14 protein-coding genes are annotated in these 21,498 nt (G+C 71.7%); 10 read left to right on the plus strand and 4 right to left on the minus strand.

Features of this window, described 5'->3' with window-relative positions; genetic code table 11:
* Nucleotides 1–32: 32 nt before the first annotated feature.
* From ABT057_RS40935 to ABT057_RS40950, 4 genes are all read right to left on the minus strand, one after another.
* Entirely contained in the window at nt 33–236 is a 204-nt protein-coding gene (locus ABT057_RS40935; RefSeq protein WP_352349031.1) for a hypothetical protein, read from the minus strand.
* Nucleotides 233–508: a phosphopantetheine-binding protein gene (locus ABT057_RS40940; protein WP_352349032.1), complete on the minus strand. Its 276-nt coding sequence runs from the start codon at nt 506–508 to the stop codon at nt 233–235. The genes ABT057_RS40935 and ABT057_RS40940 overlap by 4 nt, the downstream gene beginning before the upstream one ends.
* 323 nt (nt 509–831) lie before the next feature.
* Nucleotides 832–7,605, minus strand: coding sequence for a condensation domain-containing protein (locus tag ABT057_RS40945; protein WP_352349033.1), 6,774 nt, complete (start codon nt 7,603–7,605; stop codon nt 832–834).
* Nucleotides 7,602–10,898 (minus strand): type I polyketide synthase, encoded by a 3,297-nt coding sequence (locus ABT057_RS40950; protein ID WP_352349034.1) that lies wholly within the window; start codon nt 10,896–10,898, stop codon nt 7,602–7,604. The genes ABT057_RS40945 and ABT057_RS40950 overlap by 4 nt, the downstream gene beginning before the upstream one ends.
* A gap of 400 nt (nt 10,899–11,298) precedes the next feature.
* Here ABT057_RS40950 and ABT057_RS40955 point away from each other — a divergent pair, with 400 nt between their 5' ends.
* From ABT057_RS40955 to ABT057_RS41000, 10 genes are all read left to right on the plus strand, one after another.
* The gene (locus tag ABT057_RS40955) at nt 11,299–11,619 is read left to right on the plus strand and encodes a hypothetical protein (RefSeq protein WP_352349035.1); all 321 of its coding nucleotides are present in this window, start codon (nt 11,299–11,301) and stop codon (nt 11,617–11,619) included.
* Nucleotides 11,616–12,788 (plus strand): hypothetical protein, encoded by a 1,173-nt coding sequence (locus tag ABT057_RS40960; RefSeq protein ID WP_352349036.1) that lies wholly within the window; start codon nt 11,616–11,618, stop codon nt 12,786–12,788. The genes ABT057_RS40955 and ABT057_RS40960 overlap by 4 nt, the downstream gene beginning before the upstream one ends.
* Entirely contained in the window at nt 12,788–14,311 is a 1,524-nt protein-coding gene (locus tag ABT057_RS40965; RefSeq protein ID WP_352349037.1) for a class I adenylate-forming enzyme family protein, read from the plus strand. Before ABT057_RS40960 ends, ABT057_RS40965 begins: the two co-directional genes overlap by 1 nt.
* Entirely contained in the window at nt 14,298–15,605 is a 1,308-nt protein-coding gene (locus tag ABT057_RS40970) for a type III PLP-dependent enzyme domain-containing protein (RefSeq protein WP_352349038.1), read from the plus strand. The genes ABT057_RS40965 and ABT057_RS40970 overlap by 14 nt, the downstream gene beginning before the upstream one ends.
* Nucleotides 15,605–15,862, plus strand: coding sequence for an acyl carrier protein (locus tag ABT057_RS40975; protein ID WP_352349039.1), 258 nt, complete (start codon nt 15,605–15,607; stop codon nt 15,860–15,862). Before ABT057_RS40970 ends, ABT057_RS40975 begins: the two co-directional genes overlap by 1 nt.
* Before the next feature lie 31 nt (nt 15,863–15,893).
* On the plus strand, nt 15,894–17,093 hold the full coding sequence (locus tag ABT057_RS40980) for an acyl-CoA dehydrogenase family protein (protein WP_352349040.1): 1,200 nt from the start codon (nt 15,894–15,896) through the stop codon (nt 17,091–17,093).
* A gap of 361 nt (nt 17,094–17,454) precedes the next feature.
* Nucleotides 17,455–18,249, plus strand: coding sequence for an acyl-CoA dehydrogenase family protein (locus tag ABT057_RS40985; RefSeq protein WP_352349041.1), 795 nt, complete (start codon nt 17,455–17,457; stop codon nt 18,247–18,249).
* 32 nt (nt 18,250–18,281) lie between these two features.
* Nucleotides 18,282–18,971 (plus strand): 4'-phosphopantetheinyl transferase family protein, encoded by a 690-nt coding sequence (locus tag ABT057_RS40990; RefSeq protein ID WP_352349042.1) that lies wholly within the window; start codon nt 18,282–18,284, stop codon nt 18,969–18,971.
* Between the two features lies 1 nt (nt 18,972).
* Nucleotides 18,973–19,935 carry a hypothetical protein gene (locus tag ABT057_RS40995; RefSeq protein ID WP_352349043.1) on the plus strand — a complete coding sequence of 321 codons (963 nt, stop codon included), beginning with the start codon at nt 18,973–18,975 and terminating at the stop codon, nt 19,933–19,935.
* A complete protein-coding gene (locus tag ABT057_RS41000) occupies nt 19,932–21,485 on the plus strand; it encodes an amino acid adenylation domain-containing protein (RefSeq protein WP_352349044.1) in 1,554 nt (517 codons plus the stop codon). Before ABT057_RS40995 ends, ABT057_RS41000 begins: the two co-directional genes overlap by 4 nt.
* The last annotated feature ends 13 nt before the right edge of the window (nt 21,486–21,498 follow it).

The following is a 21,498-nucleotide window of genomic DNA, read 5'->3' on the forward strand; positions in this document are numbered from 1 at the left end:
CCTGCTTGACCTCGACGGGGGAACGGACCGCGTCAAGGGTTGAGGTAACGGTGGGCGAGGGAGGCCGGGGGGCTGTCGTGGTGCCCCGGGACCGCCGTACCGTCCGCGGACGGGCTCGCCCCGGTCCGCTCGACGTGCCGGATCATCAGCAGCGCGGCGGGGCGGCCGGCTCCGGTCCCGCCGGGCGCCCGTGCCGGGACCGGCACGGACGGCGGGACGAGGCCGGCGACGGTCACGAGGCCACCCCCGCGACCCCCTTGGCCGCCAGGAGCTCGCGCAGAACGGCGATGCTGGTGATGCCCTTGATCTCCCGGCTGCTGAGGGCCACACCGTAGTGCTCCTCCAGCACGACCACGACCTCGACGTGCTTCAGGCTCGTCCAGGCCTCGTGGACGCCGGGCCCGGAGTCCTCGGCCAGTTCGGCCCCCGGCACCCCCAGGACCTCGGCGATCAGGCCGGACAGCTGGTCGGTCGGCGGCACGGCGGCGGTCTGCTCGGCGGTGCCCATCAGCGGACCGCCTGCCGGGTACGCGGCGTCCGGACGGAAGCCGCGGGGGCGTGGAATGCGGTGTCGGTGCCGGGACTCGTGGACCGGGAGGACATGATCGGATCCACCTTTCACAGGACTCGGATCTGAATGAACGGGAAACACGGGTGCGATCGCCGGACGAAGTGGGCCGGGCCGGGTGTCAGGACACCCCGAAAGCCGGATCCTCGGTGGCGCCGTCAGCCGGGTCGTCCTCCGGCCGGCGCAGTGGGGAGGGCGGCCCGACGGCCGAGCGGGATCATGGTGAGGGCGGCGCATTCGGTGGGGCGTCCGGCCACGGGGTGTCAGTCCTCGGCCGCGGACCGGGGGGCCGGGGTGATGTTCTGGGCCTCGGGTGCGGCCAGGGCGCGGAATCGGTCGGCGATGCGCTCGGCGAGCGCCGTGACGGTCGCGGCGTCATGGATGCTGCGCCGGTAGTAGATCTGGAGGACCAGCGCGCCGTCGACGATGGCCGGCATCAGGTCGAACAGGTAGGGCCAGGTGCACGCACCGTCCTGGCAGGGGCCGTACGAGTCGGGGCAGTGCCCGAACAGGGACGTGTGCGCGGAGGTCTGTTCGAACCCGGACTCGCCCATGTAGTTGAAGCTGAACAACGGCTGCTCGCCCCCCGTCAGGCTGGCGCGCAGTGCGGGATCGGCATGCTGGCCGGCCAGTACCGCGTAGCCGAAACCGGAGTCGGGGACGACCGCGAGCCGGCGGTGTACCGACTGCACCAGCGAGCCGCCCTCGGCACCGGCGACGTCGATGCCGATCGGGAAGTAGATCTGGAACCAGCCCACTGTCCTGACCAGGTCGAGGTCCGGGAACCGGTGGGGCCGCCCGTGCCCGGCCACCGCGAACCGGACGGAGTCGCTTCCGGTCCATTCGGCCAGGACCGAGGCCGAGGCGGCGAAGACCGCGTCGGACAGGCTGGCGCGCCAGCCGACGGTGAGCCGCTGTACCGCGGCGGTCTCCTCGGCACTGACCCGCACCTCGGCGGTCTCCATGTAGGCCATCTCCCTCGAGCCGCCCTCGTGGTCGACCGGCACGACCGGTGCGCGGGCGCCTTCCGGGGTGGGGGCGATCTGCTCCAGCCAGAACGGCACCTCGGCGAGGAGTTCGTCGTCGGCCGCGTACTCGGCGACCCGGTCGGTCCAGTCGCGGAACGACGTGGTCTTCGGCGGCAGGCGCAGCGGTTCCCCCGTGACGGCCTGTTCGGTGAGGGTGGTCAGGTCCTCCAGCAGGATGCCGCGGGACATGCCGTCCACGATCAGGTGGTGGCAGATGATCAGCAGCCGGTCCGGCTCGCCGTCGGTGTGCAGGTGCAGCGCGCGCAGGGTCGGCCCGGCCGTCAGGTCGAGGCCGCTCTGGAGCCCGATGGCCAGGGCCTCGGCCCGTGCGGCGCGGTCCTCGGCCGGTGTCCCGGTCAGATCGACGCGCTCGAACGGCACATCCACACCGGTGGGTTCCGACCACTGGTGCCACTCACCGTCCTCGCCGCGGGCGAAGCGCAGCCGAAGAGCGTCGTGATGGTCCACGAGGACACGCAGCGCGCTTTCCAGGTGTTCCGCGGTGACGTCCGCCCGCACCGTGAGGTAGTAGGGGTGGTTGTAGTAGTTGGGGTCGCCGCCGGTCCCGAGCGGGTTGGCGAAGAACCACCGCTGAGCCGGGGCCAGGGCCACCGGCCCGACGACCGGGCTCTGGTCGGCGACGACGACCGGGGCCGCGTCGGCCTCGGCCAGGTCGGCGACCGACGGCGCCTCGAGGACGGCACGCGGCGAGAGGCTGATGCCGTGCCGGGCGGCCTGGGAGACGACCTGGATCGCGGTCATCGAGTCGCCGCCGAGGGCCATGAAGCTGTCGGAGAGCCCGACGCGATCGATGCCGAGCAGCCGGGCCAGGATCTCGGCCAGCCGCCGTTCACGTTCGGTGCGCGGCTCGACGTATTCGCCGCGGTACACGCGCCAGCGGGCCCGGTCCACGGCCGCCTGGATGCCCGCCGCGTCCGACAGTTCGGTCAGGATGCGCGAGCCGGCGGCCGCGCCGACGCCCGGCGCGGTTCCGGGGGCGGCTTCGGCGTCGTACTCCCCGGAGAAGAGCGGCTGGTCGAGCGCCCACAGGTGGTCCAGTACGTGGCGCGCGGCGTCCGCCTCCTGCGGTATCGCGACCGCGAGAGCGCCCGGGAAGCGGGTGCCCAGCCGTCCGCAGAGTGCGGGGTCCGGGTCCAGCACGACGCAGTCGGCCGGGTCGAGGGCGCCGGCGGCGACCGCCTCCGCGAATCCGGCTTCGAGGTCCCCGGCGGGATGCCCGGCGAGCCATGTGGCGGCGTCCGGGTCGGGCAGCAGGTCGGGACGGGCGGCGAGTTCCCGTCGCACGGCGGGATCGGCACCGGCGAACACCAGCGAGCGGCCCTGGACCGTGGCCCGCCGCAGCGCGCGGGCGACGAGCGCGGCGGTTTCGCCGCCGTCGGCCCCCGTACCGCCGTCGGCCCCCGTACTGCCGGCGAGCCCCAGCAGACGGCCGGGGTCCAGGAGGACGGTGCCGCGCGGTTCGGTGCTCAGGACGGCGCGGGCCAGCACCGTGGCCAGAACGGTGGTGAACTCCGGCGTGTAGGGCATGTGCGCGAGACGGTCGGCGTGTTCGTCGTCGCGTCGGTCCACCGGGTACCGGTCGGCGACGGGCCCGACGTCGAGAACCCGGACGGCGGGCAGGGACGCGGCCAGCCGCGTCAGACGTGCGGTCAGCCCGCGTTCCAGGGTGGCCCACGGTTCCGTCGACCAGCCGGGCGAGGCCGGGCAGACGGCGAGCAGCAGCGGCGTCCGGCTCCAGGTGCGGTGGCTGAGCAGGGCGGCGTGCAGGTCGCCGAGGGCGGTTTCGAGGTCGCGGACGACGTCGCCGAAGCGGGCCGGACCGTCGGCGGCGTCGGCGAGGACGCGCGGGTCGTGGCCCAGGTGGCGAACCCAGTCCTCCCAGCGGAGCAGCACGGTGTTGACGGGTGCCCCGGCCGTACCGAAGGCGGCGTCCGGGTCGAGCAGTTGTTGTACGACCTGCGCGTAGGGGGCGAAGGCGACCTTCGCCGGCCGGCCGAACAGGTCGAACCAGAAACCGAGCGCCGGGCCGGCCGCTTCGGCGGTGAAGCTGGCCGCCACGGCGGTGGAGGGGAGGGTCACTGCGCGGTCGGACTCGGTGTCGGGTTCGGTTCCGGGCGCGATCACCGGGATCCGGCAGTCCTCGGGGAACGCGAGATCGCCGCTGCGGGCCTCGGGATCGCCGGCCACCGCCTCCAGCATGGCGGCGAAGGCCTCCAGCAGTGCCTCGGCCCCGGCGGGTGCGTACAGCCCGGTCTGGTAGTCCAGGGTGATCAGGAACTCGTCGCCCTCGGCGTCGAGGCTGAACAAGAGCTCGAACTCCGTCCCGGCGCGGAGCCAGCTCAACGGCGCCAGGGTCAGACCGTCGAGGTCGGGCAGGCTGTCGTCGCCGTCGACGAAGTTGAACAGGGTCTGGAACAGCGGCTGGCGGCCGGGGACGCGCGTGGCGCGGACCGCCGAGACGATGTTCTCGAACGGCAGCCGCTGGACGGCGCGGGCGTCCAGAATCGCTTGGTGGGTGGCCGCGACCCGGCCGGCGACGGTCAGGTCGCCGACCCCGGTCAGCCGGATCGGCACCAGGTCGGCGAAGTCGCCGACGACATCGGACAGACCGGCGTGCTCGCGGTTGCCGTTGAGCGTCCCGACGACGAACTCGTCGCGTCCGCCGGCCCGGGCGGCCAGCAGGTGGTACGCGGTGAGCACGACGCTGAACAGCGGCACCTCCATCCGGCGTCCGGCGGCGCGCAGTCGCGCGGCCAGCCCGCTGTCGACACGCCGGGTGACCGAGGCGCTGTCCGAACCGATCTCCCCGGCGCGCGGGAAGTCGGTCGGCAGCGAGGAGACCGCCGGGACGTCCCGCATGATCTCCCGCCAGCGCGTCTCGTGTTCGCGCCCGCCCGGGCCGAGGAGCCACTCGTGCTGCCAGTGGGCGTAGTCGGCGAACTGCACCGGCAACTCCGGGAGCTCCGGGACTCGTCCCGAGCAAGCGGCGCGGTAGAGCTCGGCGAGGTCGCGCACGATGACGGCCCAGGACCGGTTGTCGGTGACCGCGTGATGCATGGCCATCGACAAATAGTGGGTGCGTCGCCCGGCGGCGAACAGCCGGAACCTGGCCAGCGGGCCGCGGTCGAGCTCGAAGGTCTCCTCGGCGGCGGCGCGCATCAGGCGCTCGATCTCGCCGGACCGGCCCGGCCCTTCGGGGACGGTCGTCGTCGCGGGGAAGACCTCGCTCCCCCAGCGCGCAGCGTCGGGCACGATGTGCAGCACCGGCACGCCGTCGGGGTCCTCGGTGATCGTCGTGCGCAGGGATTCGTGACGGTCGAGCAGGGCCGCGACAGCCGTGCGGAGTGCGACCTCGTCGAGGTCGCCGTCGATGCGCAGCGGGAAGGCGCTGTTGTGCAGGAGGCCGGCGCCGTGCACCTTCGCCAGGGTCCACAGCCGGCGCTGGGTGGAGGACGGTGCGAGCGCCTGGTCGCGTGACACGGGCACCGGGCCGTCCTCGGGCACGCCGGGTGCCGAGGCGTCGACGAGGTGGGCGAGGTGGCCGAGGGTCGGGCCGCGGAAGAGCTCGAACGGCTCCACCGACCGGCCGAACTCGGCCTTGATGCGGGTCAGCAGCTCGACGGCGAGGAAAGAGTGGCCGCCGAGGGCGAAGAAGCTGTCGTCCAGGCCGACCCGGTCGGCCTTGAGCGCCTGCTGCCACATCGCGGCCAGGCGGCGCTCGGTGTCGGTGACCGGCTCGCGGAATCCGGCCCCGCCCGGCGCTCCGCTCTCAGCGGCCGGTCCGCCGCCGGCGATGTCGGCAGTGTCCGCGCCGCCGACGGGTCCGGCGGCCCCGGCGGCCAGCCGCGACGGCCAGACCGGGAGGAGTTCGGCCGGGCGCCCGTCCTCGTCGCGGACGGTCAGCGGCAGCAGGCTGCGCACGACCGAGGCACCGAGCAGGGCATGGAAGTCGGCACCGGCGTACGGCACGACGTCCAGCCCGTCGAGGAAGTCCGCGTCGTCCCGGTCCTCGTCGAAGCCGTCGCTCCCGGCGCTCCCGTTGCGCTCGGCGTTCTTCGGCGCCGTGGCCTGCGCGGTGCGGATCCGGACGTCGGACCAGCGTCGGCAGGCTTCGCCCAGCCGGCGGGCCGGTCCGTCGAAGACCTCGGTGCCCTGCCAGCGGGACCAGGCCGCCGAGGGCGGGCAGAGCACGATCGTCAGCGGGTCCTCGGACCATGCGCGATAGGCGGACAGCGCATCGCAGAACTCGACGAGTCCGCGGTCCAGGGCCGCGCCGACCGCCTCCGGGTCGCGGCGGTCCGGCACTGCGCCGGCCTTGGCCAGATCCTCCCAGCGCAGCAGCACCACGTGGGCCGCGCCGGGGTTCATGCCGAACACGCCGGTCAGCGCGCGCAGTTGTGCGGCCACCGGGGCGGGCTCGGACGGCACCTCGAAGCCCAGCCCCAGGCCCGCGTGCCTGGCCCAGGCGCGCACCGCCGGCAACACCGGCTCGATCGGGAACGAGGCCGCCAGCGCGACCAGCCCGGCGCGCGCCGGAGCGAGGCGGCTCCACGGCGTGTCGGGAGCGTCGGCGACGGCGCGCGCCACGTCCGCGAAGCGCCCGGTGAGGTCGGCGATGGCGTCCGCGGTGAACAGGTCGGTGTTGTAGCGCAGTTCGCCTTCGAAGCAGCCGTCCTCGCGACGTTCCATGTTGAGGAACAGGTCGAAGTCGGTGACCCCGTTGTCGCGGGTCTCCACGGTGAACTCCGGGACCGCGTCGTCGAAACGGGCCGGGACGACCTCGTGGAAGCCGAACATGACCTGGAACAGCGGGTTGCGGGACGGGTCGCGCGGCGGCGCCAGGGCTTCGACGACCTTGGCGTACGGGACCTCCTGGTCGCCGTAGGCCCGGCCGGCCTCCTCGTGCGCCGCGCGCAGCAGGTCGCGGAAGGTGGCCGAGGCCGCCGGGGCCATGCGCAGGACGAGGATGTCGGCGAAGCAGCCGATCATCGGCTCCAGTTCGGGACGCGTGCGCCCTGCCACCGGGGACCCGATGACCACTTCGTCGTCGTCCGAGGCCCGGCCGAGCAGGATCGTCAGGACGCTGAGCAGGGCCACGAACGGCGTGGTGCCCTCGGCGCGGGCCAGGGCGGCCAGGCGCGCGCTGGTCTCGGAGTCCAGGACGAGGGGGGTCAGAGCGCCGTGGTGGGTCTGGAGCTGCGGCCGGGGCTTGTCGGCGGGCAGGTCCAGGACGAACGGGGCACCGACCAGGCGGTCGCGGACCACGGCGAGGCGACGCTCGTAGCGGTCCCCCGCCACGCGCTCGCGCGCCCACAGCGAGAAGTCCGGGTACTGGATCGGCAGTGCGTCGAGCTTCGGCCGGCGGCCTCCGGTGTCGGCGCGGTAGGCCTCGACGAGTTCTTCCACGAGGACGGAGGTGGACCAGCCGTCGAAGGCGATGTGGTGGACGACGATCTGGAGCAGGTGCTCGTCGTTCCCGACGGGGAACAGGGCGGCGTCCAGGAGGCGTCCGGTGACCAGGTCGAGTCTGGTGCGCGCGTGCCGGAGGAGGGCCGTGTCGAGGTCCTGCGGGCCCTGCCGGTCGCCGGGCGCGGCGTCGGCAGCGACGGTGCCGGCGGGGACGGCGACCGGTCCGGCGGGGACGACGCGCTGGCGCGGCCCCTCGGGGCCGGCGACGAACGCGGTGCGCAGCGCTTCATGGCGCTCCACGACCACGGCCAGCGCGCGTTCCACAGCGCCGTGGTCCAAGGCGCCACGGACCCGGATCGAGACGGTGATGTTGAGGGCCGGGTTGCCCGGATCGAGCAGGTCCTGGAAGTAGAGGCGCTCCTGGGCCGGGCTGAGCGGGATCAGTTCCAGGTCCGCGTCACGGGGGCGCAGTCGACCGGCGGCAGCGGCGTCGATCTTCTCGGCGCGCAGGCGGGCCAGGATCTCGGCGCGCTGGTGGGCCGACATCTCGCGGGCCGGTTCGCGGATGGTCTCGGTCATCGGACGCCCTCTTTCCGGGGGTCGGGCAGCGGATCGGTGGCGGCGGGCTGTGAGGCGGACCGGCTGCCGAGGTAGGCACGCATGAGCTCGTCGTCGGCGTACTCGCACAGCGCGGCCACGGTCGGCGCCTCCATCAGGGCACTGAGCGGGAGTTCGACGCCGAGGACGTCGAGCAGCCGGGCCACGACGCGCGTGGCCAGCAGGGAGTGGCCGCCGAGCTCGAAGAAGTCGTCGTGGACGCCGATCTCGGCGATGCCGAGCAGGTCGCTCCAGATGGCCGCGACGGCTTCCTCCCGCTCGTCGCGTGGCGCGACGAAGACGGTCGCCAGGCGCCGGGGGTACGCGGCCGGCGGCGCGGCGTCGTGCCCGGTCCCGCTCGCTGCGTCCACGTTCGCCGCGGCGCCCCGTCCCGCGGCGTCCGGGTCGGCCTGGGCGGGCGGCGGGGAGGCGGCCGGAGGGCCGGCCTCGATCAGGCCGATGAGCGCGTCGTCGGCCGGAGGGTCGATCCAATACCGTGCGCGTTCGAAGGGATAGGTCGGCAGTTCCGCCCGCCCGCGCGGGTCGTGGCGCCAGTAGCCGGTCCAGTCCGGCTCCGTCCCGGCGAGCCACAGCCGGGCCAGGGCCTCGGTCATGGTCCGGTCGGCGGGGACCGGCCGGCCGGGCGCGGGCAGACTGCCGACCACGAGGTTCCCGGAGATCTCAGGGTTCTGCCGGGCCAGGGTGGCCAGGGCGGTGCCCGGGCCGACCTCGATCAGCGCCAGCGGTCCGGTCTCGGCGAGGGTCACGAGGCCCTCGTGGAAGCGGACCCGCCGGCGCAGGTGCCGTACCCAGTAGTCCGGCGAGGTGGCCTCCTCGTCGGTGATCCAGGTCCCTGACAGGTTGGAGACGAACGGCAGAGCCGGGGCGGCGAGCGGGACGGCGGCCGCGAGGGCGCGGAAGTCCTCGAGGACGGGATCCATCGCCGGGGAGTGGAAGGCGTGCGAGGTGTGCAGCGGACGGACCGCGACACCCTTGGCGGCCAGCGTCCGCTCGATGTCGTCGAGCGCCTCGGCCGGCCCGGACAGAACGGTGAGCGACGGGGCGTTGGACGCGGCGACGGCCACGTCTCCCCCGGCGAACCGTTCGGCCTCCTCGATCGGCAGCGCGACCGACAGCATGCGGCCCGGCGGCAGCGCCTGCATCAGCCGCCCGCGCAGGGCGACCAGACGCAGCGCGTCCTGAAGGGGCATCGTGCCGGCCAGGCAGGCGGCCACGTACTCGCCGACGCTGTGGCCGATCATCGCCGCGGGCCGGATGCCCCAGGACTCCCAGAGCCGTGCGAGGGCGTATTCGACCGCGAACAGAGCAGGCTGCGCGAATTCGGTTCGGCGCAGCGGTTCGGCGACAGCCGGGTCTTTCGCGGCGCCCGGTGGCCGTTCTGCCGCCACGTCGCCGAGGACGAGGTCGCGCAGGTCCCGGCCGAGGGTCGGGACGAGCAGGTCCGCGCAGGTGTCGAAGGCGTCGCGGTACGCGGGCTCGGTGCGGTACAGCTCGGCTCCCATGCCGACGTGCTGGGCGCCTTGGCCGGAGAACATGAACACGATGTCGCGGCGGCCCGTTTCGACGTGACCGGTCATGGCCTCCGGCGATCCGGGGGCGAGTGCGGCCGCCGCGTCGGCCGCGGAGTCCGCGATCAGCGCCATGCGATGCGTGAAGGCGGTGCGGCCGAGTTGAAGGGTGGACGCGGCGTCAGCGAGTTCGGCAGGACTCGGCCCCGGTCCGGTGAGGAGATGCTCACGCAGCCGCTCTCGAGCCGTTTCCAGCGCGCTCGGCGTACGGGCCGAGAGCACGAGCAGGTGCCGCTTACGAAACGGCGGACCGGCCGGGGCCGGGTCGGGCGCCTCTTGGAGGATCACGTGCGCGTTGGTGCCCCCCATGCCGAAGCTGCTCACCGCCCCCAGGCGCCGCCCACCGCGAGGCCGCTTCCAGGTCCGCTCGGCGGTGGGCACCTCGAACGGGCTGCCCACCAGGTCGATGCCGGGGTTCGGCTCACCGAAGTACGGACTCGGTGGCACGACGGCGTGCTCCAGTGCCAGCACGACCTTGAGGAACCCGGTGACGCCGGCGGCCGCGTCCAGGTGTCCGATCAGGGCCTTGACCGAGCCCAGGGCGCAACGCCCGTCGGTCTCGGGGTCGCGCCCGGCGAAGGCCTCGGCGAGCGCCGCGAACTCGATCGGGTCGCCCAGCGGGGTGGCGGTGCCGTGCGCCTCCAGATAGCCGATGTCGGCCGGGTCGACTCCGGCGAGGTCGTGGGCGGCGCGCAGCACGGCGGACTGGCCCTGGACGCTCGGCGCGGTGAACCCGACCTTGCGGCGGCCGTCGTTGTTGACCGCGGTGGCCTTGACCACGGCGTGGACCCGGTCGCCGTCGGCGAGCGCGGCGGCCAGCGGCTTGAGCACCACGGCACCGACCCCGTTGCCGCTGACGGTGCCCGCGCTCCGGGCGTCGAAGGGCAGGCAGCCGCCGTCCGGGGAGAGGATGCCGTTCCCGCGGCCGTCGTGGACGGACAGCTGCGGCAGGCGCACCGAGGCGCCCCCGGCCACCGCGACCTCGCAGTCGCCGGCGAGCAGTGCCTGACAGGCGAGGTGGATCGCGACCAGGGAGGTCGAGCAGGCGCTCTGCACCGACACCGCCGGGCCCGAGAGGTCCAGGTGGTAGGCGGCGCGGGTGGCCAGGGTGTCGGTGATGTTGCCGAGCATCTGCTCCTCGCGCAGGCCGGCCAGGCCCGGGTGGGGCAGCAGATGGCGGATCAGATAGGTGCTCAGGCTGGCGCCTGCGTAGACGCCGGTGACCGGCCGCCCGACCGCCGAGCCGTAGCCGGCCCCCTCCAGGGCGGTCCATGCGCACTCCAGGAAGACCCGCTGCTGGGGGTCGAGCAACTCGGCCTCGCGGGGGCTGTAGCCGAAGAACGCCGCGTCGAACAGCTCGGCCCCGTCGAGTACCCCTCCGGCGCGCACGGCGGTCGGGGCGTCGGGGGCCGCGTCACGGGCGCCGGCACCGGACTCGGGGGCGGGTACCGTCCGCACGGTCCGCTGCCCGGCACGGACGACCTCCCAGAACCGGTCGAGATCGGGCGCCCCGGGAAAGGAGCCCGCCATGCCGATCACCGCGATGTCGAGGTCTCCGGCTCCGGCGGCATCGGAACCGATGCCGGAGTGGTCGTTCGCGTCGGAGTGGTCAGCTCCGCTGTTCCCGCGAAGGTCAGCATTGCCAGAGCTTGATGCCTCGTAGCGCACCGCCGGCCCCTCCCTCATGGATTGGTTTGTGGCTCGCCGAGGAAGCTATCGGAGTGACGTGATATTGCCGCCATTCGTGTGCCATGCGTTCACCATGAGCTCCATGCATAAGAAATCCGATGGCCGCGGCGACGTTCTGACGTGCTCCGAGTCGATGAAAAGAGCTGCGGGCTCGTGGCCGATGAGGCGATGACCCCGGACCGAGAACCTGGAAAGCCGGGTCCTCCGCGGCATCGGAACATTGCTGTAAATCGCTCAAAACAGCACCGATTTCGAGCCGGACCAAGGGGCGTCACGTCCGAACGCGACCTCAACGGGGCCTGCATGCCGAACGCATGGCACGCGAATGGCGGCGATATCACGTCGCTCCGATAGCTTCCTGTGTCGAGCCACAAACCACTCCACGAGGGACGGGACGATGGTGCGCTACGAGGCATCAAGCTCAAGCGATGCTGACCTTCACGGGAGGGACACCGTCCCCGCGAAGAACCTCGAAGTCCCCCCACGCGCTTTGCTGCGGCACCTCGACATTCTCCTGGTCCGGATCCCGGCCACCGCTCCTGATTCCCCTGCGAGGGAAATCCGTATGGACACCAGATTTGATCCTGACGCGGTCATCGAGTCGGTCGAACTCGTGGCGACAGCTACGAAGTCGGCGAGCGACTCGGGAACCCACCTCAATCCTATGGACTCACTGCCCCGGTTTCCTGAGGTGTTCGGCGCGGGAGCCTCGATATGATGCAGACTCCGCCGCCCACCATTCCGTATGAACTCTTCGACTGCCTTCAGGTGAATCTCGCCGTGCTCGCCGACAGGTGGCATGGAATGGGCACCCACCTGAGTCTCGGCGCGACGCTGCACTTCACTCCCCGGATCGGGGCCGACGGGTTGCCGACCGTGGCACGGACCGTCGAGCAGCACCTTGCCGACGCGCAGAGCGCTCTCGGAATCGCCGTACGCGCGCTGCACCGGACACCCGCGACGGCCGGCATCCCTCCGGCCGACGGGTGCTATGTGGTGTCGGACGCCTATCACTTGCCGTGGGTGCCGTACTTCCGGCAGCGCCACATGGCGCACAGTTTCCTCGCCGAGGCCGGCGGCACAGACTGCGTGAACGTCGTGGACGGGTATCACAACGAAACCCCGTGGGGCAGCGCGCGCCCCGGGCTGTGGACCCTGCCGGCCCAGGACTTCGTCGCCGCCGTGCCCAGCCCTGTCCTGATCGCCGAGCTCGCGCCGGCGGCCGAGGGGCCCGGCGCGGCCGCAGCCTCCCTCGATCTCGCGGGCCCTGAAGCCGTCGACGCGTACATCGACGCCTATGCGCGGCATACCGACCGAAACGCGGCCCTCAGCCAACTCACCCTGGAAACCTGGTTCCTCGCCCGCTCTCGCAAGCTGCACGCCGCCTTCCGTGCAGAGTTCGGACCATCGCCGGACGGCGACGTCGACGCCCATCTGCGTGCCTGGAGTGCCCTCACCGAGCAGACCTACCTGGCCGCGCGCCGGGTCGAACGCGGCAGGACGGAGCCCCCGGCGCTGCTGCCCCGCCTCCTCGAGCAGTTGCACGCGGACGGCGTGGTCTTCGGCAACGCCCCGGCTGCGGGCGATCTCGCCGAGTCGCCCTGGCCGGTGGACGCCGAGCTGCGCAGCACCGTCGCCCGTGTGGCCGCGGCAGTGCTCGACACCGGAGTCGAACCGCTCCTGAACGGACAGCTCCTCAGCGATGTACCGCGGTTCAGCTCCTTCCGGATCGTGGAGATCGTCGAACGTCTGGAGGAGGAACTGCACTTCGAGTTCGACGCTGACGACCTGGTGCCCGAGAACCTCCACGACATCGACGCCATCTGCGCAATCGTGCGGCGATCTCTGTACGCCGAGCCTGCGCTCGCCCACCTCGAAGAGGCCTGATGACTACTCAGCCCCCTGCTGCGCTGCTGCACGAACTGCTGGACGAAGCGGCTGTGCGCTGGCCGGATCGCCCCGCTGTGACCTGCCACGACCACACCATCACCTACCTGGAACTGGCCGCCGCGAGCCGACGCGTCGCTTACTGGCTGGGCGAGCTGGGCCTGCAACGCGGGCACCGGTTACTGGTCAGCGCGCAGGCATCCACCACCGTGCCCGTTCTGGTCTACGCCGCCTCGCGCCTGGGCGTGGCATTCTCGCTGTTGCACGAGCAGGTACAGGGCAAGCAGCTTGAGCACGTGCTCAACGACAGCGAACCCATGCTCATCGTCAGCGACTCCGTGCTCGACCAGGCGACGGACGGGCAGCAGGGCGTACGGGTCGAGGACCTCGCGGCCGTGACGGCAGTCGCCTTCGACACCGAGGGCAAGAACGGTCCGGTACCGACCGCGCCGCTGTCCGTGGACCCGGTCTGCCTGATCTACACCTCCGGCACGACGTCGCTTCCCAAAGCCGTCGTCAGCACCCACCAGCAGATGCTCTTCGCGGTGCGGGCGATCCAGCAGGTGCTGGGCTACCGTCCGGACGACGTGGTCTACAGTCCGCTCCCGCTTTCCTTCGACTACGGCCTCTACCAGCTCTTCCTGGGGGCCGGCAGCGGAGCCCACGTGTGGCTGGGCCGACCGGCGGAGGTGGGGCCGCCGCTGCTGACCAACTTGCTGCGCTCGCGGGCCACCGTGCTCCCCGCGGTCCCCGCGGTCGCCGACACCCTGGCGCGGCTGCTGCGGCGCGGTGGAGATCGCAAGCTCTCCTTGCGCATGCTGACCAACACCGGTGCCGCGATGCCACAGGACACGCTGACCGTGCTTCGCGCGAGCCTCCCCGGACTGGACGTACACCTGATGTTCGGGCTCACCGAGTGCAAGCGTGCCACCATCATGCCGGCGAACGGGGATCTGGCCAGGCCGGGCTCCAGCGGGACGGCCCTGCCCGGCACCGAGGTCTTCATCGTCGACGCGAAGGGGGAGCGTCTTCCGGCCGGCGAGGTCGGCGAGATCGTGGTCCGTGGCCCGAACGTCATGTCCGGTTACTGGCGGCATCCCGAACTCAACGCCCAGCGCTACCCCAAAGCCGAGGGGCTGTTCCCCGAACTGCGTACCGGCGACTACGGCCGGCTCGACGAAGAAGGCTATTTGTACGTCGAGGGCCGACGCGACGACGTCTACAAGGAGAACGGCTTCCGTGTCAGCGTCATAGAGGTGGAGGCAGCGGCACGCCGTCTGCCCGCCGTCAGCTCGGCGGCCGTTCTGGCCCCGGACGGATCAGCACCCACCCGCCTGTTCGTGACCGTCACCGAAGAACTGAGCGCGGCAGACGTGCTCCAGGCGATGCGTCAGGTGATCGAGGAGTACAAGATTCCGCGCATCTGTCTCGTGTTGCCGGAGCTCCCCCTCACCGGCAACGGAAAGGTCGACCGCAAGGCGCTGGCCGCACTGGCGAACCGGGTGGACCATGTCCGTGGTTGAGGGCCACGCTGGTGTGCTGCCGGTTCCGCTGGCCGATCTGGCGGGCGTACCGACGCCCGCGTACATCTACGACATCGCGGAAGTGCGCCGCAATCACGAACGGCTGCGCGCAGCCCTGCCGGACCGGGCCGGCCTGTTCTACTCGCTGAAGGCGAACCCGCACCCGGCGCTGCTGACCACGCTGCGCGCGTCCGGCGCGCGTCCGGAGGTCTGCTCGACCGGCGAACTGGACGCGGCACTCGGCGCGGGCTGGGACCCCGCCGACGCGCTGTACACCGGACCCGGAAAGAGCGATGCCGAGATCCGGGACGCCCTCACCCGCGGTGTGCGGCTGTTCTCCGTCGACTCGCCTTATGCGATCGAGCAGTTGGACAGGCTCGCCGCAGAGTGCGATGTCACTGCCCGCTGCCTGCTGCGGATCAACGACGACCAGCCGGTCCCGGGCCAGGGCCTGGTCATGACCGGCGTCGCTTCGCAGTTCGGCGCGGACACGGGCTGGGTGACGGCCGAGCCGGAACGGTTCACGGACCGGCCCAGGGCCAAAGTCGTCGGACTGCACCTGTACATGGGGACCAACCTCACCGAGGTCGACTCCCTGTACGGCCAGTTCCAGCGCTCCCTGGCCACCGCCCGGCGGTTGACCGAGCTGCTCGCCGAACACGGTGTACAGGTGCGCATCCTGGACCTGGGCGGCGGGTTCGGCGCGCCGTTCGCCAAGGCGGGCGAGGCCGTCGATCTCACCGCGCTCCGCCCCCGCCTCCAGGAGCTCTTCGACGAGGAGATACCCGGTTGGCGCGACAGGGCGCCGGAAGTGGTGTTCGAGTCGGGCCGCTACCTCGTCGGCACCGCCGGCACGCTGGTGACCCCCGTCCTGGACGTGAAGCGTTCCCAGGGCAAGGACATCGTCGTTCTCGCCTCCGGCATCCACCATCTCGGCGGGATGTCCGGACTGCGCCGTCTCCCGGTGCTCGCTCCGCACGTGGTGCGCGCCACCGCCGCGTCCGACCCGGCCCCCGAGCTGGATGCCGTCGTGGTGGGGCCGCTGTGCACCCCGCTCGACACCTGGGCACGCGGTGCGAAGCTGCCCGCCCTCAGCCCGGGTGACCTGGTCGCCGTACCCAATGTCGGCGCCTACGGACTGTACGCCAGCCTGGTCGGCTTCCTCGGCCACCCGCTGCCCGCGGAGGCCGTGGTCGACAGCGACCGGCCCGGCACCGCCCCGGTGACGACCCGTGTGTCACTGACCCGCGCCCCTGTTTCCGCAGCGTCCGATCCCACCTCTGGAGTGAACTGATGGACCCCCGCTTCACCGAACTGCTCGCCCCGTTCCTCAAGTTCCTCGGCGACGAGGAGATCACCGCCGAGACGTCGTTGCGGGAGCAGGGTCTGGACTCGATGCAAGCCATCGAACTGCTCTTCGCCATCGAGGACACCTTCGCCGTGGTGCTGCCCGACGAGGACATGAACGACGCCACCTTCGCCACGGCCGGCAGCCTTTGGAACGCGATCAGCGCAGCCTCGGAAGCGGGCCAGGCGGCGAACGTCCGATGACCGGCCACGCCCGCCGAACCGAGGAGCGCACATGAACGCGGTCGCATCCGAACCTGCGGCCGGCGCGGGTCCGCTCGCGCCCGGGCGGCCGGCCGAGCTGACCGACCGGGTCGCCGCCGTGTCCGCCGAGCACCTGGACCGGACCGACCGCGAGGCCGTCTTCCCCGTCGAAGCGCTCGACGAGATGCGCCGCACCGGGCTGCTGGGTCTGCTGGTGCCGGTCGAGTACGGCGGGCTCGGCGGCAGCATCCGGGACATGGTCGAGGCGTGCACGTCGCTCGGGCGTATCGACATGTCCGTGGCGATGATCTTCGGCATGCACTGCCAGCAAGTCGCGGCGGTGGTGAGCCACGGCAACGAGCGGCTGCGCACCGAACTGCTGCCCCAGATCGCCGACGGCAAGATCTATCTCGCCTCGGTCACCACCGAGGCGGGCAAGGGCGGCCACCTGCTCACCGCCGAGACGGCCCTCGACGCCACAGGCGACGAACTGGACGTGGATCGGTTCGCGCCCATCGTCACCGGCGGCGCGCACGCCGACGGTTTCCTGGTGACGATGCTCGCGCCGGGCGCCACGTCGCCGAATCAGGTGTCGCTCGTCTACGCGCCCCGCGACCGGCTCACCATCGAGCAGACCGGTGACTGGCAGCCACTGGGCATGCGGGCCAGCCACAGCGTCGCGCTGCGGCTGCGCGGCAGGGTACCGGAGCACCACGTGGTCGGCGCGCACGGCGGCTTCCGGGCCGTCGTGACCTCGGTGTTCGGCCCGATGGCGCACCTGAGCTGGTCGGCGTCCTGGCTGGGCACCGCGGCCGGCGCGCTGTCCCGGGTGGTGCGGATGCTGCGCTCGCCGGAGAACCGCAATCGGGTCGACCTCGGCTCCGAGCTGCTCTTGACCAGGCTGTCCCAGGCACGCAGGCGTCTGGACACCGTGCACGCCCTGCTCGAGCAGACGGAGCGGACGGTCAGCCAGAGCCCCGATCTGAGCCTGCCGAAGATCCAGTTGCAGCTGAACGCGCTCAAGATCACGGCCGCCGAGGAGTGCTTCGCGGTCGTCGACGGCCTCATCGACGCGGTCGGCATGCGGCACGGCTATCTCAAGGGCTCCCCGACCCGCCTCGAGCACGCGCTACGGGACCTGCGCTCCGCGTCCCTGAACTACAGCAACGACCGCCTGCACCTGGCAGACGGCAAGCTGACCCTCCTCGATCCCGAGGTGCGGTTTGTCTGACCTGGCATCCGCTTCCCGGGAGACATCGCCGGCCGGCTATCAGAGGCTGGTCTCGCAAGCGCTGGAGAGCGTTCCGGTCAGCGCTCCGGCAACCGCCGTGTGGCGAGCGCTCGGGGCAGCCGGCGCCTTGTCCATGCTGTATCGGAGCAGCAACGGCCTGGGCCTGGTCGCGGACCCGGCACGCCTGGGCGCCCTGCTCCGAGCCGTGGACGCCCGCGGAGACAACGGAGCGACGCTCAGCGTACTGGTGCAGGCGGCCAGCGCCCTGCCGATCCTCGGCTCCGGCCGGTCCGGCCCTGCGTCAGCCGCGGCTTCTCCCGTCACGGCCGCCTGTGAACAGGCCTTGGCGGGGACCGCCCAGGTGGCGCTCGCCGCCACCGACGAGGCGGCCGCGGGCTCCGATCTCAGCGGGCTCGGCACAGAGGTGCGGATCGAAGGCGACGAGCTGGTGGTCCACGGCGGCAAGCGCTGGGTGACCAACGCCGGCAGCGCCGAGTACCTGCTGGTTCTGGGCCGGCACCAGCCCGGTCGGCATTTCACCAACTTCAGCTGGGTCCTGGTACCGGCGAGGACGGCAGGCGTGACCGTGAGAACCGCAGCGACCAGTCTGCTCGTGAACTCGGCGACCGGGCACATCGGGTTCGACTCGGTGCGCCTGCCGGCTGATCACCTGGTGGGCAGAAACGGTCGTGGCATGCCCGTGTTCGCCCGGCACATGAGCACGGAGCGGCTCGCAGGGGCACAGTGGGCCGTCGCGCTCACCAGCCGGGTGCTTGCCGACACCCGCGAGCGCCTTCGTCGGCGGACTGTCGACGGAGAGCCGCTGTGGAACAACGCGGCCGTTCGCCAGGGCTTCGCCGAGTGCCTGGTACGCGTTGCCCAGCTGCAAGCGCTGTGCGACAGCCTCGCCGAGACGGCCGTGAAAGGACAGAACCTGTCGGCCGGGGCCCTGTTGAAGTCCGCCGTCGGACTGACGGTCGACACCGTGCTCGCCCAGTGCGCTCGCCTTCAGGGAGCGGACGGCTTCGCCACGAGCGGTGCCCAGGGTATCCGCGCGGAAGCCGGAGTCCTCGGTATCGGCGGGGGCGTGACCGAGTTGATGCTCGCCGGTGTGGCCGACATGTCCGAACAGCTCCTGGCGGAGCTGCGGGCATGACCGCGACAGGGCCGGCCGGGGAGTCCGCGAGCATGTCGATACGAACCGGGACGCCGGGTGGCCGGTACGAGATCACGGACGGGGTGTGGGTCTTGTGCCGCTCCGGTCGGACGGCGACGGACCAGGCAGAACTCCAGCGAGACGATCTCGCCCAGGCGGAAGGCCTCCCGTCCTGGCGGGCCGAGGAGTTCCTGGCGGGGCGAGCCACCCTGCGCCGGCTCATCCGCGAGGTGCGCCCCGACCTCGCGGACACGGCGGTCCGCCCCGACGCGCAGGGACGCCCCTGCCTGGTCGGGCATCCCGACGTCGGCGTGAGCATCTCCCACGACGGCGGCCTCAGCGCCGCGGCTGTGGCACCGGGCCGCCGTGTCGGCGTCGATGTGCAGCTCCCGCCCGACGAACCGTCCGAAGGCATGCTTCGGCGCTGTTTGCAGGGGCACGCCGCACAACTGGAGAAGCTGCCCGCACCGGAGCGGGCACGCGAACTCGCCTGGGTCTGGACCGTCCAGGAGTCGTGCGTCAAGGCGGCGGGCACCGGTCTCGCCGGCCGCCCCTGGACCATCGCCGTGACGCCCGGCCACCGTCACGGCCGCTGGGGCCGGTACCGGTGGGCCAGTCTCCGCGACAGTTCCCCGATCCCCCTCAGCTGCGCCTTCACCCCTCGCGAAGACCCCGATGCCAGGGGCCGGAGCAACACGTTGCCCGCCGACTTGGAGTGCTGATGTGCTTGACGCCATAGCGAAACCGCCCCAGTTGAGCTGCTACACGACCAGCCTGGTCTGCTATCTGGCATCGGAGATCCCCGCCGTGACGCGCCGTTTCGCGGAGGCGACGCGGTTGGCGGTGCGCACCGATCTGCCCGCGAGCGAGCTGGCGTTCTCGCACCACACCCGGATCGACATCACCGCGGACGGCAGAGAGCTGGCCTATCAAGGCGCCGCGGACTGGAAAACGGCCCAGGAGGGGCTGCTCGCCGAACTGGAGGCCCAAGGCCGGGTGCTGGCTGTCGCCAACACCGAGCACATCGCGTGGGCACCGGGATACGGTCGGGCCGCGGCCCCGCACTGGATCTTGATCCACGGACGGCGCAACGGCTCCTGGAAGGTGGCCGACCACTTCGCCGCGCTCACCCCGCACGGCGAACAGGAGCCGTTCCTGGGATGGCTGGACGACGCCGAACTCGCGCAAGCCCTGACACCGCTCGAGGAGTTCGGGCCCGAGGTGGCCCGCCGGGACCGCATGGCCCTCGGCTGGGCCACGGCCGTTCCGCCCATGAGTCACCACCGCTGGCTTGTGCGTACCCGGGGCGACTGCACGGCCGGGCAAGAGCAGCGTGACGGCGCACCGGACGACGGACAGTGGCTGCTCGAGCCGGTGGCGGTGCTGTCCCACATCCTCGCGACGTTGCTCGCGGAGCCGATGGCGGCCGCTCGCTACACGGACGACTTGTGGGCCGCCGCACGCCATTACGCGCACCGGAACGAGGTCCTGGTCTCAGACGGCCTGCTGGATCCCGAAGCGGCTGCTTCCGAGACCGCGTTCTGGCAGGAGCTCCCCAAGATACTGCGCATCGCGGCCCTGTCCGCGGCGCGCGGCCGGCCCCGGACCGGTCTGGTCGAGGAGGCGTTCACCGATCTGATCCGTGCCACCGAGAAGTCGAGCGCCGTCGCACCCAGTGAAGGATGACCGTGAAACAGACTCTGTACGAGTGGTTCGCCGCCTCCGTCGCGGAGTTTCCCGACCATGTGGCCCTCGAAATCGGAGCAGACCGCCTGACCTACCAGGAGCTCCACGACGCGGCCGAGCGCACAGCGGCGCGGCTGCTCACCACAGCCGACGGGGTGCCGCAGCGAGTCGGGCTGCTGGCCGAGCGCAGCGTCCTCGCCTACGCCGGCTATCTCGCGGTGCAGTTCCTGGGCAGCACGGTCGTCCCGCTCAACCCTGCGTTCCCGGCTGCCCGGAACGCCGCGATCGTGACCGCCGGCGACCTCGACCTCGTCCTTGCGGAGACAGCCGGCCAGGAAACCGAGGCCCTTGCCCTGCCGGCCCCGGTCGTGCCCCTCACGCACACGCCGACGGCAGCGGACGGGAACGACATTCCCGCTCCGGGGCCGACCGGGCCCGAGAGCATCGCGTACGTGCTTTTCACCTCCGGTTCGACGGGCACGCCCAAGGGCGTGCCCATCCGGCACAGCAACGTCTCCGCGTATCTCTCACACGTCGTACCGCGGTACGAGTTGGGGCCCGGGAGCCGGGTGTCCCAGACCTTCGACCTCACTTTCGACCTGTCCGTGTTCGACATGTTCGCCGCCTGGGGCAGTGGCGCCACCTTGGTCGTTCCCACGCGCCGTGACCTGATGGCGCCGGTTCGGTGGGCAGCGGAGGCGGAGCTCACACACTGGTTCTCCGTGCCGTCGCTGGTTTCTTTCGCACGCCGGATGCGAGCACTGAAGCCGGGGTCCCTGCCGACCTTGCGCTGGAGTCTGTTCTGCGGGGAACCCCTGACGTTGCAGCAAGCGGAGGCGTGGGCCGCGGCTGCGCCCGAGAGCACGCTGGAGAATCTTTATGGGCCGACCGAACTGACCATCAGCTGCGCTGAGTTCCGACTCCCCCGGGATGTCGCGCAGTGGCCCCGCCCGGCCAACGGCACTGTCCCCATCGGGACGTTGTATCCAGGACTTGCCCACCTGGTGCTCGATGCGGAAGGGCTTCCGGCCGACGACGGCGAACTGGTCGTCCGCGGCCCCCAGCGGTTCCCCGGCTATCTGGACCCACACAACAACTCGGACCGGTTCCTGCTGCACAACGACGCCACCGGCACATCGGTCCCCCACTCCGGGGACGCCCCGATCACCGCCGACCACTGGTACCGCACGGGTGACCGGGTCGCCCGGCGGGATGGACGACTGATTCACCTGGGGCGAATGGACCAGCAGGTGAAGGTTCGCGGCTACCGGATCGAACTGGGCGAGATCGAGGCTCTGTTGCGCGAGCAACCAGGTGTACGCGACGCGATCGTGATTGCGATCCCGGACGCCCTCGGCGACCTGTCCCTGGAAGCGATCTGCACGGGTCTGGATCCTCAGCCGGAACAGATCATGTCGGACCTGCGCTCCCGAATACCCGAGTACATGCTCCCGCGAAGCCTGACCGTGTTCGACGAACTACCCCTGAACATCAACGGAAAGATCGACCGGCAGACCGTTGCCGCCATGATCGCCGGTCGGCGCGGATAACCGCCGCACTGCC

The organism is Streptomyces sp. NPDC002588 (genome assembly GCF_040295925.1).
Lineage (GTDB): Bacteria > Actinomycetota > Actinomycetes > Streptomycetales > Streptomycetaceae > Streptomyces.

What these genes read in the sequence shown, in the direction of transcription:
- ABT057_RS40940 (WP_352349032.1), bottom strand. Translation starts at nt 508, where the DNA reads ATGGGCACCGCCGAGCAGACCGCCGCCGTGCCGCCGACCGACCAGCTG.
- ABT057_RS40945 (WP_352349033.1), bottom strand. Translation starts at nt 7,605, where the DNA reads ATGACCGAGACCATCCGCGAACCGGCCCGCGAGATGTCGGCCCACCAG.
- ABT057_RS40950 (WP_352349034.1), bottom strand. Translation starts at nt 10,898, where the DNA reads ATGAGGGAGGGGCCGGCGGTGCGCTACGAGGCATCAAGCTCTGGCAAT.
- ABT057_RS40955 (WP_352349035.1), top strand. Translation starts at nt 11,299, where the DNA reads ATGGTGCGCTACGAGGCATCAAGCTCAAGCGATGCTGACCTTCACGGG.
- ABT057_RS40960 (WP_352349036.1), top strand. Translation starts at nt 11,616, where the DNA reads ATGATGCAGACTCCGCCGCCCACCATTCCGTATGAACTCTTCGACTGC.
- ABT057_RS40965 (WP_352349037.1), top strand. Translation starts at nt 12,788, where the DNA reads ATGACTACTCAGCCCCCTGCTGCGCTGCTGCACGAACTGCTGGACGAA.
- ABT057_RS40970 (WP_352349038.1), top strand. Translation starts at nt 14,298, where the DNA reads ATGTCCGTGGTTGAGGGCCACGCTGGTGTGCTGCCGGTTCCGCTGGCC.
- ABT057_RS40975 (WP_352349039.1), top strand. Translation starts at nt 15,605, where the DNA reads ATGGACCCCCGCTTCACCGAACTGCTCGCCCCGTTCCTCAAGTTCCTC.
- ABT057_RS40980 (WP_352349040.1), top strand. Translation starts at nt 15,894, where the DNA reads ATGAACGCGGTCGCATCCGAACCTGCGGCCGGCGCGGGTCCGCTCGCG.
- ABT057_RS40990 (WP_352349042.1), top strand. Translation starts at nt 18,282, where the DNA reads ATGTCGATACGAACCGGGACGCCGGGTGGCCGGTACGAGATCACGGAC.
- ABT057_RS41000 (WP_352349044.1), top strand. Translation starts at nt 19,932, where the DNA reads ATGACCGTGAAACAGACTCTGTACGAGTGGTTCGCCGCCTCCGTCGCG.